Here is an 11,235-nt window from a genome sequence, read left to right as displayed (position 1 = left end):
TAATGAGCGCACAACCAAAACATATTACAGCTCTCGAACTTGGAATCCCTAAGCGAGACGAATTACCTGAGAACATTCAAAAGTACTTTGATATCTGCGATGAAAAGCTTGGAATGGTTCCAAATGTACTCAAAGCATACAGCCACAGACTAACTCAGCTCGACTCTTTTACACGCTTCTATAATGAACTGATGTTTGGCGAAAGCGGGCTTACTAAGTTAGAGAGAGAGATGATTGCGGTTGCTGTTTCATCTTCGAATCGCTGCTACTACTGCCAGGTTGCACATGGTGCTGCTGTTCGGGACTACTCAGGCGATCCGACTCTTGGTGAACTGCTAGTTATGAACTACCGTGCGGCTGAGCTTTCCGAGCGTGAGCGCGCAATGCTCGACTTTGCAGTGAAAATAACAGAAACACCACACGCGATTGTCGAAGCTGATCGCCAAGCGCTAAGAGATGTAGGGTTTAGCGACTTGGATATTTGGGATATAGCCAATGTCGCCGGCTTTTATAATATGTCCAACCGCGTCGCAAGCGCTGTCGATATGCAACCCAACCTTGAATACCACGCACAGAATCGGTCTTAACCTTAAATAACAACAACTCTGAGGAGCTAAGGAATGAAAACAATAAACCTAAGCTACACAAATGGCGTTTCAACTACACCTTTACTAGGCACTACAATCGGTGACAAGTTTGATGAAATTGCTCATCGCTTTGCTGATAATGATGCATTAATTGTGCGTCATCAAAAGATTCGCTGGACCTATGCTGAGCTGGCTGAAAAAGTAGAACTGGCAGCTAAAGCCTTCATCGCTATTGGTGTCGAACCAGGTGATCGTGTTGGCATGTGGTCACCGAACTGCGCTGAGTGGACTATTACCCAATTCGCTACTGCAAAAGTCGGTGCGATTCTAGTAAATATCAACCCTGCTTACCGCCTACATGAACTTGAGTATGCACTCAACCAATCAGAAGCTAAGTATTTAGTAACCGCAGACTCTTTTAAGAGCTCCGACTACCGCGGCATGCTCTATGAATTGGCACCTGAATTACAACACGCTGCTGTTGGAGCACTCGAATCGACCAAGTTGAACCACCTAAAAGGAGTGATCAATCTCGATTCAGACAAACATGCAGGCATGTGGCGCTGGAACGATTTTGTAGAGCTAGGGGCGGGTGTCTCAAGTGAGCATCTTAAGTCTGTTCAGTCGGCACTACAGGCTGATGATGCAATCAATATTCAATATACATCTGGTACCACCGGGTTCCCGAAAGGCGCAACCCTGTCGCATCATAATATTCTTAACAACGGTTTCTTCGTTGCAGAGTCGATGAACCTCACCGACCAAGATCGCATGGTTATTCCAGTACCTCTATACCACTGTTTCGGCATGGTGATGGGTAACCTCGGATGTGTTACTCATGGCGCGACCATGATTTACCCATCCGATGCGTTCGAGCCCCAGTCAGTGCTCGAAACCGTTGAGGCTGAACGAGCTACCGCACTTTACGGCGTTCCTACAATGTTCATCGCTGAACTGGAGCACCCTGAGTTTGATAAGTACGACGTATCAACTCTTCGTACTGGCATCATGGCCGGCTCTATCTGCCCCGCCGAAGTGATGAAAGCTGTCAACTCAAAACTACACATGAAAGAGGTACAGATCGCCTACGGTATGACTGAGACCAGCCCAGTATCTACCCAGACTGCTGCCAGTGACCCATTCGAAAAACAGGTCACCACTGTTGGCCGCACCCAACCGCACCTGGAGACAAAACTGGTGGACCCAGCCACGGGCCATACGGTCCCACGAGGCGAGATTGGTGAGCTTTGTACTCGCGGATACAGCGTAATGCTTGGGTACTGGAACAACCCCGAAGCGACTAGCAATGCGATTGATGAGGCACGCTGGATGCACACGGGCGACCTCGCCATTATGGACGACGAAGGCTACATCCAAATCGTGGGCCGCATCAAAGATATGGTGATTCGCGGAGGGGAAAATATCTACCCGAAAGAGATTGAGGAGTTCCTCTACACCCATCCACACATATCGGACGTACAGGTTATCGGCGTTCCTGACAAACGCTTCGGTGAAGAGTTGGTCGCATGGGTTAAGCTGGTTGCCAATGCACCTGAGGTAAGCGCTGATGATTTGAAGGAGTTCTGTAAAGGACAGATCACACACTTCAAGATTCCTAAGCACTTCAAATTTACTGATAGCTTCCCAATGACCGTGACAGGCAAGATCCAGAAATTCAAGATGCGTGAAATATCTATTAGTGAGTTAGAGATCGAGAGCGAGCAATAGTAAACAAGGAGGGGAGCTAAATGCTCCCCTTAACTTCTCAGGTATATATGTCTGTAACAATTCAAAATCACTACCAAAATGAACTCGATGTAGAACTGATCGTCGGGCAGATTCGCAAACACTTCTCTGAAGGCGCAGAAGACTTTCAACTAGCGCCAGTTGACCAACTACATGTAGGTGGTTTGGGCGCATCAAAAAGGCTACTTGAGCGACTAACGCCCCTGAAACCGCTGCATGTTTTGGAGATCGGCTCGGGTTTAGGTGGATTAATGCGTCAAGTGGAGTCACACGGGACGATTCAAGTCACCGGAATCGACATCTGTCACGAATTTAACCGCCTTAACCGCGAGCTTAGCCGAGTTGCAGTGGGCGATTTTAGGGGGCGAGTAGTAACAGCTGATGCGCTTGCTTTACCTTTCAAAGACTCCAGTTTTGATCTAATTATATTTCAACATTCTTTACTCAACATACCCGATACTCAAGCTCTGTTAAACGAGTGCCACAGGCTTCTACGTGAGAAGGGTTCACTATTGCTGCACGAAATTTTTACAGGAACCACACCCGAAATGATGGTCTATCCTGTTCCTTGGGCACGCTCTAGCGCGACATCTCATATAATCAGCACAGAAAAAATGACTGAGCTTTTGAACGCTGCAGATTTCGACATACAGTCAACAGAAGATTGGACAGAGGAGGCGCTTAACTGGCGCCAAAAGCAAGTAGCCAAAGAAACGACTTCTCAACAGTCGCGTGCAAAACTAGCGCCTACCATGATCTTTGGACAAGATTTTTTAGCCATGGGAAAGAATATTGTGTTTAATATTTCTAATAACGCGGTACGTGTCGTAGAAATATTAGCAAGGGCGAGATGATAAAACCGATCGACGAACTTCAAAACTGCCGCGAAGATGCGGACAGATATCGCCTGCTCGCAGAGCAGTCTACTGATATGATCTCTCGCCATACCACTTCGCCTGATTGGACCTATATTGATGTCAGTCCTGCGGTAGAGAAGATTCTTGGATACACCGCTGAGGAGATCATTGGCACTTCTGGTTATGCAGCATTCCATCCCAATGATGCAGACAACCTCACCAAGCGTGACGCCAGCGTACGCTACCGTGAAGGGTTGTATAGCAATATTTATCGCTATCGTCATAAGGCTGGACACTATATCTGGTTAGAAACCACTAGCCGTGTCATACGTGATTCAGACGGAAAACCACTTGAGATCATCTGTGTCTCACGCGACGTAACCGAACGCGAAGAGATTCAGCAGACTATGGCACGTCTTGCTAGAGTAGTCGAAGCCTCTTCAGACATGATCATGTTTTGCAACCATGAGACACACAGGCTCACCTACCTAAATGAATCCGCATACCACACACTAGGAACGGAACAAGAGACTCCAGTAAGCTATTACCTACCAGAGCTATTCACTCAGGAAATATATCACTCACTGGTATGCGATGCGTTGAAGCACGCATTTGATCACGGCGTCTGGTACGGCAGCATCCCGATGGAGTTGCCTGATGGTCTAGAGCGGGTCGCTGAAATTCGTGAGATCATCGCGCACCGAAATCGCCGCGAAGACGATAGAGTCGACTACTATTCTATTATTGGGCGCGATATAACGCTCAAATTAAGGGCAGAAGAAGCTGCAAAACGACACCAGCTCGAAATTGCACATATGTCACGTCTAATGTCTGTAAGTGAGATGGCTGCCGGTTTGGCACATGAGATCAATCAACCTCTCGCAACCATTCTCAATTACTGTCACGGCACGGCCTTGCGTTTAAGTGAGGGAGTTTCAAATCCGGTTGAAACTGTAACCCAGTCAATGAAACTGATCACTCAACAGGCAAAACGTGCATCAGATATCATCAAACGTATGCGTGCGTTTGTGGCAAAGACCGAGCACCATCAAGTGGAGTTCTCGATCAACGACTGCTGCCGCGAGGTTTCTACCTTCCTCTATCAGGAAGCGCTGGATCACAATATCCGCTTCATTTTCGAGTTAGCAGAGCAGGACCCACTTCTGGTGGCCGATAAAATACAGATTGAGCAGGTACTTCTTAATCTGATCCGTAATGCGATTGAGGCATACAGTGATTGCGAGCGATCGCAGAGGTCCGTTACCATAAAGACAGAATTGAATGATAAGCAACTGGTTATTCATGTAGAAGATAAGGGCAGCGGCATATCCCAAGAAGGGCTAGAGAGACTATTTGAACCTTTCTATACTTCTAAATCGACCGGCTTAGGGATGGGCTTATCCATATCACGAACCATCATAGAGACACATGGTGGGCAGCTTTATGCAACCAGTGACACAGAAACCGGAACTCGCTTTACACTCAAGCTTCCAATTAGAGACTAGCTATGGATCAGCTAACCAATAGCACAATATACATCGTTGACGATGACGAAGACTTCCGCAACTCGATGAGTTGGTTATTGGAATCGGTCAACTGCAAGGTTGAGTGTTTTTCAAGTGCTCGCAGTTTTCTAGAACGATACGACGGCGGCCTCGGATGCATGTTGTTGGATGTACGTATGCCTGAGATCAATGGCCTAGCGCTGCAACAGATTATGATCGAACGGAATATTAAGATGCCTATCATCGTGATCTCTGGTCATGGCGATATTCAGATGGCAGTGAGTGCAATGAAACAGGGCGCAATAGATTTCATAGAGAAGCCGTTCGATGGTGATGTACTTCTACGCTTGGTAAAAAAGGCGCTTACGCTCGCCAAAGACAATTACGAGGAGCGTACCGAAGAGAGACGCATTCGTGAGTTATACGCCAACCTCAGTCGGCGCGAAATGGAGGTTATGGATTTAGTTGTGAAGGGTAATGCCAATCGCGAAATTGCAGATCAGCTTGATATCAGTCCAAAGACTGTAGAGGTACATCGTTCCCGTGTAATGGCAAAAATGCAGGCAAACAACATTGCCGATCTGATTCGTCTTCACACTAATCTGGCCTCTAAGTAACGCTTAGACCGGTATCGCGTAGGTCATGGTGGCATGTGCAACCGGATCAGTTTCCCCTTCCGAAACTATAGTCACCTCTCCTACAGCCAGCCTTTTTCCTACTTTGAGCATCTCTGCGAGCGCTACAATGTTAGCATCAGCTTTGGGTTTTCGAAGAAAGTTGATATTCAAGTTAGTGGTTACGGCCAAGCTGACAGGACCAATAACGCTAAGTAAAGCGGCATACACCGCAACGTCAGCTAAAGCCATCATGGTAGGGCCAGACACAGTACCGCCTGGGCGAAGATGATCATCACCCACGGCTAGCACCATCGTTGCTTTTCCGGGCTCCAATTCAACTAACTCACCAAACCGATCTCCTTGAGGAAACTGTTCGGCAAGAAATGTCCGCATCTCATCTAACTGCATTTTTACCTCGTATAAACTTGATTAAAGGAAGAGCCCCTAGGAGATAATTCCCAAAAATCTAATGACTCACCCTTAGTAAGCGTCAACCTCGTCGCGAGCTCGATTGCGGAGCACAAAACGCTGTATCTTACCGCTTGGTGTCTTAGGCAGCTCGTCAACAAACTCGATTTCTCTTGGAAAAGCATGAGTTGAAAGACGACTACGGACATGAGTCTGCAGTGTCTCCGCAAGCTCTTCTGTCGGCGCAAAACCAGATTTAATCACAACATACGCCTTAATAATTGCACCACGCTTCTGATCGGGTTTACCCACCACACCAGATTCCGCGACCGAATCATGCTCTAGTAACGTACTCTCCACATCAGCCGGTCCGACGCGATACCCTGCGGTAGTAATAATGTCATCATCTCGACCAGTAAACGAGAAACTTCCATCGCCGTGACTGAGTACCACATCACCCGTGAGATAGTAGTTACCATGATAGGGCTCTTTCTCCTGCCAGGTGTATCCTGGAAAGAAGAAGAGGGGAGAGTTAGATATATCAACCGCCAACTGCCCCTGCTCGCCCTCATTCACTTCATTGAAATCAGCATCTAGAGCGACGACTCTATGCCCGGGCATTGAAAAGCCCATCGAACCCACGCGAACAACCGACTGTTCCAATGCATGGTGGTTACATGCGGTCATCCCTGTCTCTGTCTGACCATAGTGATCCATCACAGGGCACCCCAAGCGACGTTTAACCCAGGAGATAACTTCGGGGTTAAGCGGTTCACCCGCGCTGCTCGCAAGTCGAAGGTTGAAGCGTTCATCCGCCCCTAATTGATCATCATTTGCCATCAACATACGATAAGCCGTAGGAGCCGCAGCTAAGTTGGTGATCCCATATTTACGAAGCATCTGATAGGTGGTTTCAGGTGTAAAGCCAGCCTCGCAGAAATGAGTAGTGTTTCCTAAGAGTAAGGGGCCTACAACAGCGTAATAGAGACCGTAGGCCCAGCCCGGATCGGCTACGTTCCAAAACTTATCTTCGGGCACCAAGCCAATGGCATAGCGCATATAGACGTAGAAAGAGAGTATCGCTCTCGTAGGTACTGCAACCCCCTTAGATTTGCCTACAGTACCCGAGGTAAACATCTGCAGAAAAGGCTCATCTTTACCCACACGCACGGGGACAAACTCAGTGGACTGATTATATACAGACGTAACGAAATCAGGCTCTTGAGCATATTGCTCCGGAGCTTGAGCCGCGTTAACTAACAGCACCGCTGGGCAACCTTCGACATCATCCAGTTTTGAGCGATTTGCAGGATCTGTCACGATCAACCGCGTATCCGCTTGCTGCACTCGATATTCGATGGCTCCTGAACCAAAAGCAGTGAAGAGCGGCTGATAGACACCTCCAACTCGAAGAGTACCGAGAATCACTACCATCAATTCCGCTGAACGAGGCAGGAGTGCAGAAACTCGATCACCCTGACCAATACCCTGCGAGGTCAAATAGTTGGCGAACTGCGCAGCTCTGTCACGCAGCTCCACAAAGGTATAAGCGGATGAAGTTCCATTCACCGACTCATGCCTAAGGGCAACGGCGGTAGGATCAGAGCACCACTTATCGATCATCTCTTCACAGACGTTAAAGCCTTTCTCTAGCGTACCTAACATCTCCTGTTCAACTGATTCAACGCTAAACTGGTCGTAGAATTTCTGGTAGTTTTGTGCGCTCATTTTCGCTCCTTAAACTATTTTTATTGTTTTTTACTACCTAAGAGCTACAAGAGCTCTAGTTGTTTTAAAATCTCATTGTTGTCGCAACCTAACAGCGGTGCAGGCTTTGGCAACGGATTCGAATGGCCGTTAAAACGAATGGCGGGGGCTACTTGAAGCTCTGCGCCATTGCTATGGGCCACCATGTCTCGCGATTTGAACAAGGGGTGCTCTGCCGCCTGTTTTATACTGAGTACAGGCTCAACACAGGCATCAGCTGCGGCAAATTTCTCGATCCAGTAACTTTGATCTGCCGATAAAAAACGCTCTTGCAGCTTATCTTTGAGAGTACAGTCATCCAAAGCACCCAGCTCAGAAATATTTAATTGCTCTAGTAGCTGTTGCTTAAACTTGGGCTCAAGGCTACCAATAGCCATATATCGCCCGTCGCGCGTGGGGTAGTAATCGTAAAAGCCACCACCGTTTAGAAAGTGCGTCTCCAGCCCTTCGTCGGACGCACCATTTAACTGACCGGGCGCCAACAAGGGCTGAAGCGCAAGACAATTATCCGCCATCGAAATATCGATGTGAGCACCCTCCCCCGTGCGGGTGCGATGAATAACCGCACTCAAAATACCAATCACTGCGGGTTGAGAACCGCCAGCTAGGTCAGCCATCTGTAGGCCACTTAAGCAAGGGCCACTGCTGACACGTCCTGTATGACTTGATATACCTGCAAGTGCTAAATAGTTGATGTCATGGCCAGCCCGATCGGCATACTCCCCATCTTGGCCATAACCAGTGATTGAGCAGTAGATCAAATCAGGTTTGTATTGTTTAAGTTGTTCGTACCCTAGTCCCAACTTGGCCATTACACCAGGCCTGAACTGCTCAACTACAATATCGAATTCTTCCAGAAGCTTATGAACTATCTCTATCGAATTAGGATTTTTTAGGTCTAACGCTAACGACCTTTTACCTCGATTGAGGTAACGAAATGCAGCAGACTGCCCCTCTATTTGGGGCTCAAGATCACGCACAATATCTGGCTTATCAGGGGACTCGATGCGAATGACATCCCCCCCCAAATCCGCGAGCAACATAGTGGCATATGGCCCTGGCAAGAGTGTCGAAAAATCGAGTATTTTTAATCCTGTTAAGGGTTTCATCGACTAACCTAATTCACGCAAAATTTCGCGCGAAATGATGACCCGCTGAATTTCACTAGTCCCTTCGTAAATCGTGGTGATTCGAGCATCTCGACTGAACCGCTCGAGCGGAAACTCCCGCATGTAGCCGTATCCACCTAAGAGCTGAAGCGCGGTGTAACAAGCAGCATTCGCCTTCTCGGTAGAAAATAGTTTCGCCATAGAGGCCTCTTTGGCAAAGCTCATACCGCGATCCTTTCGATCTGCCGCTGACATCAGTAAAAGTCGGGCTGCTTCAAGCTCAGTATAACGATCAGCCATCATCCACTGTATGCCCTGAAAATCGGCAATCGCTTTTCCGAATTGTTGACGCTCAGTAACATATCGCGATGCGTAATCCATCGCAGCTTGCCCAATACCCAATGCGAGAGAGCCCACACCGATTCGCCCACCAGCCAACTCAGCAACAGCAATCCTAAAGCCATCATTAAGTTTTCCCAGCAGAGCCGATTCCTTCACAAAAACCTGATCGAAGTGTACTTCGTTAGTTGCTGATCCCTGTTGCCCCATCTTATGTTCGGCAGGGCCGATGCTGATTCCAGCGAGATCAGCATCCACCAAAAAGCATGAGATACCCTTACCCTTGGGTGCATTTGGATCGGTGACAGCCCAAACAACAAATACACCAGCGAACTGTGCACTGGTAATCCACTGTTTGGTACCTGAGATTGAGAAACCACCTTCGACCCGCTCCGCTTTCGTGCGCATAGATGCAGGGTCTGAACCAGCTCCTGCCTCCGTTAGACAGAAACTACCCGCTTTGTATTCCCCAGAGCAGATTTTAGGTAGATAGTGATTTTTTTGCTCTTCGTTACCAACCGCCTGAATAACTTCCGCAACCATATTAGTTACAGACATGGTGACAGCAGTTGAAGCACAAGCGCGACCTATTTCAGTTAGAGCAAGACTAAATGCAACAGTCCCCGCTTCAGTACCTCCATACTTAGAGTCAATATTCAGCCCCATGAAACCTAACTCAGCTAATGACTTGCAATTCGCTAGTAGCGGGGAGATCTCTTTTGTGCGATCAAGATCAGCGGCAACATCTGCTATCTGGGACTCGGCAATACGCTTTGCAGTCTCTTGTATCAGAAGCTGTTCTTCACTCAATTGCAGATTCATTACGGGAACTCCTGTAGGGGTTTTCCCTTATTAATATCCGAATCTGAATTACTAGTAAACCCTTTTCTTCAGTTTCTAGTTAATTAAGGCAGTCTTTTAACATCACCAACTAATTCAACCCATGGGTGTTTGCGCGACTCATAAATTGAGGTACGCGGTGCTGGGAAATCAGCATCAGCAAAAGCACCAATAGGTATACCGATCATGCCTTTAGCACGCTCGGCGCGATACCAAACCTGACTCCCGCAGCAAGGACAAAAATTAAACGTTACACTAAACCCCTCGTCCCCGATCTGTGTGTACTCCCTTGATTCGCCTTCAATATGAACAGACTCCTGTTCAAACAGTGCCTGATGGCCAAAGGCACTCCCGGTCCTTCGCTGACAATCGAAGCAGTGACAGACAAAAACTTGTAATGGATCAGCCTGAACTACAGCGTTTAACTGTCCACAACTACAGCGTGCTTGGTATTTAGGCATGCTTAGATTCCTTTAAGTCAGAGCCTTGCGATATTGGCTAGGTGAAATCCCAATCTGCTTTCGAAAGATACGCGAAAAGTAGTAAGCATCCTCATAACCTACCTCAAATGCGATCTCCTTTATTTCCATAGCAGTGGTATCGAGCAAGTAGCAAGCGCGCTCTATTTTAAGTTGAATGAAGCGATTAATCGGTGTTGTGCCAGTAATAGCTCTGTAGCGCTTCACAAAATGGTACTTCGACAAATTCACACTGGCTGCCAAAGTATCTAAGTCTATCTGTTCATGGAGGTGCGTTTGCATGAGTGTATGAAGGCTATCTAAGTCCAAACTCTCTCGTTGGCGACGCAACTGTTCAGGCGGCTTAAGAAACGCAACATGTGACAAAATTTGACGAAGCAAGCTTGCCGAAAAGATATGAACTGTCAAATCATGGGCAGAGTAGCGGCAACTCAATAAGGCATCAAAACTACCAGTTAACTGCGGATGAAAACCAATATTTTTTAAATAAAACCCTCCAGGCGACCGTTCAACTTGAGTGTTACTGCAAAATTTTTTCACTAGCGCTCCCTCGAAGTGAACCCAATAAATTGTCCACGGAGAAGCTAGAGACGAAGTGTAACGATGTGATAAGCCCGACGGGACTATTAATACATCTCCCATTTTTACTGAGCTTGAATGACCACTTGCACTAACAACCCCCTCCCCCTGGATACAGTAAATCATCAAATAATCATCGTGTATCAATCGTTCCATCATGTGCCCTTTAGCGTGGCAATAATATCCCATCGCTTTAGGGAATAGATCGCAACTGAGTGGATTATTTGAGAGTTCCTTATAAAGGGCTTTTGGGACCAAATAGCGAACACTTTCAGGAGGTAGAGGCCAATTGGAGGGTCTGCTCATTTTTATGAATCTTCTACTAATGAATTAATTGTTATCGCAATATAGTCCATCAACTAAACAAGATTATCAATCTCATTCCACTTAAAACGGTGCTAC

At 47.2% G+C, this 11,235-nt stretch carries 11 protein-coding genes; 5 read left to right on the top strand and 6 right to left on the bottom strand.

The window, feature by feature from the left end; translation table 11 throughout:
* Positions 1-2 precede the first annotated feature (2 nt).
* The 5 genes from XMD564_RS04895 to XMD564_RS04875 are packed head-to-tail and all read left to right on the top strand — an operon-like array spanning position 3 to position 5,312.
* Positions 3-587 (top strand): peroxidase-related enzyme, encoded by a 585-nt coding sequence (locus tag XMD564_RS04895; RefSeq protein ID WP_173507925.1) that lies wholly within the window; start codon positions 3-5, stop codon positions 585-587.
* A gap of 33 nt (positions 588-620) precedes the next feature.
* On the top strand, positions 621-2,315 hold the full coding sequence (locus tag XMD564_RS04890) for an AMP-binding protein (RefSeq protein WP_173507924.1): 1,695 nt from the start codon (positions 621-623) through the stop codon (positions 2,313-2,315).
* Positions 2,316-2,335: 20 nt separating this feature from the next.
* The gene (locus tag XMD564_RS04885) at positions 2,336-3,187 is read left to right on the top strand and encodes a class I SAM-dependent methyltransferase (protein WP_173507923.1); all 852 of its coding nucleotides are present in this window, start codon (positions 2,336-2,338) and stop codon (positions 3,185-3,187) included.
* On the top strand, positions 3,184-4,695 hold the full coding sequence (locus XMD564_RS04880; RefSeq protein WP_173507922.1) for an ATP-binding protein: 1,512 nt from the start codon (positions 3,184-3,186) through the stop codon (positions 4,693-4,695). The genes XMD564_RS04885 and XMD564_RS04880 overlap by 4 nt, the downstream gene beginning before the upstream one ends.
* Before the next feature lie 2 nt (positions 4,696-4,697).
* Positions 4,698-5,312: a response regulator transcription factor gene (locus XMD564_RS04875; protein WP_173507921.1), complete on the top strand. Its 615-nt coding sequence runs from the start codon at positions 4,698-4,700 to the stop codon at positions 5,310-5,312.
* 3 nt (positions 5,313-5,315) lie between these two features.
* Here the strand turns inward: XMD564_RS04875 and XMD564_RS04870 are convergent, their stop codons facing one another.
* The 6 genes from XMD564_RS04870 to XMD564_RS04845 form a co-directional block, all read right to left on the bottom strand.
* On the bottom strand, positions 5,316-5,720 hold the full coding sequence (locus tag XMD564_RS04870; RefSeq protein WP_173507920.1) for a PaaI family thioesterase: 405 nt from the start codon (positions 5,718-5,720) through the stop codon (positions 5,316-5,318).
* A gap of 72 nt (positions 5,721-5,792) precedes the next feature.
* Positions 5,793-7,448, bottom strand: coding sequence for an AMP-binding protein (locus XMD564_RS04865; protein WP_173507919.1), 1,656 nt, complete (start codon positions 7,446-7,448; stop codon positions 5,793-5,795).
* Between the two features lie 44 nt (positions 7,449-7,492).
* Positions 7,493-8,596 carry a CaiB/BaiF CoA-transferase family protein gene (locus XMD564_RS04860; protein WP_173481689.1) on the bottom strand — a complete coding sequence of 368 codons (1,104 nt, stop codon included), beginning with the start codon at positions 8,594-8,596 and terminating at the stop codon, positions 7,493-7,495.
* 3 nt (positions 8,597-8,599) lie between these two features.
* Positions 8,600-9,757 carry an acyl-CoA dehydrogenase family protein gene (locus XMD564_RS04855; protein ID WP_173481688.1) on the bottom strand — a complete coding sequence of 386 codons (1,158 nt, stop codon included), beginning with the start codon at positions 9,755-9,757 and terminating at the stop codon, positions 8,600-8,602.
* A gap of 83 nt (positions 9,758-9,840) precedes the next feature.
* Entirely contained in the window at positions 9,841-10,236 is a 396-nt protein-coding gene (locus tag XMD564_RS04850; protein WP_173481687.1) for a GFA family protein, read from the bottom strand.
* Positions 10,237-10,248: 12 nt separating this feature from the next.
* On the bottom strand, positions 10,249-11,022 hold the full coding sequence (locus tag XMD564_RS04845) for an AraC family transcriptional regulator (RefSeq protein WP_256368478.1): 774 nt from the start codon (positions 11,020-11,022) through the stop codon (positions 10,249-10,251).
* Between the last annotated feature and the right edge of the window lie 213 nt (positions 11,023-11,235).

Source organism: Marinobacterium sp. xm-d-564 (assembly GCF_013283345.1).
Taxonomy (GTDB): domain Bacteria; phylum Pseudomonadota; class Gammaproteobacteria; order Pseudomonadales; family Balneatricaceae; genus Marinobacterium_E.
The sequence above is the reverse complement of the archived record's forward strand: the minus strand, read 5'-3'. Positions and strand labels throughout refer to the sequence as shown.

Bases quoted from the DNA above. Each gene is read 5' to 3' on its own strand.
- XMD564_RS04895 (WP_173507925.1), top strand. From the start codon at position 3: ATGAGCGCACAACCAAAACATATTACAGCTCTCGAACTTGGAATCCCT.
- XMD564_RS04890 (WP_173507924.1), top strand. From the start codon at position 621: ATGAAAACAATAAACCTAAGCTACACAAATGGCGTTTCAACTACACCT.
- XMD564_RS04885 (WP_173507923.1), top strand. From the start codon at position 2,336: ATGCTCCCCTTAACTTCTCAGGTATATATGTCTGTAACAATTCAAAAT.
- XMD564_RS04880 (WP_173507922.1), top strand. From the start codon at position 3,184: ATGATAAAACCGATCGACGAACTTCAAAACTGCCGCGAAGATGCGGAC.
- XMD564_RS04875 (WP_173507921.1), top strand. From the start codon at position 4,698: ATGGATCAGCTAACCAATAGCACAATATACATCGTTGACGATGACGAA.
- XMD564_RS04870 (WP_173507920.1), bottom strand. From the start codon at position 5,720: ATGCAGTTAGATGAGATGCGGACATTTCTTGCCGAACAGTTTCCTCAA.
- XMD564_RS04865 (WP_173507919.1), bottom strand. From the start codon at position 7,448: ATGAGCGCACAAAACTACCAGAAATTCTACGACCAGTTTAGCGTTGAA.
- XMD564_RS04860 (WP_173481689.1), bottom strand. From the start codon at position 8,596: ATGAAACCCTTAACAGGATTAAAAATACTCGATTTTTCGACACTCTTG.
- XMD564_RS04855 (WP_173481688.1), bottom strand. From the start codon at position 9,757: ATGAATCTGCAATTGAGTGAAGAACAGCTTCTGATACAAGAGACTGCA.
- XMD564_RS04850 (WP_173481687.1), bottom strand. From the start codon at position 10,236: ATGCCTAAATACCAAGCACGCTGTAGTTGTGGACAGTTAAACGCTGTA.
- XMD564_RS04845 (WP_256368478.1), bottom strand. From the start codon at position 11,022: ATGGGATATTATTGCCACGCTAAAGGGCACATGATGGAACGATTGATA.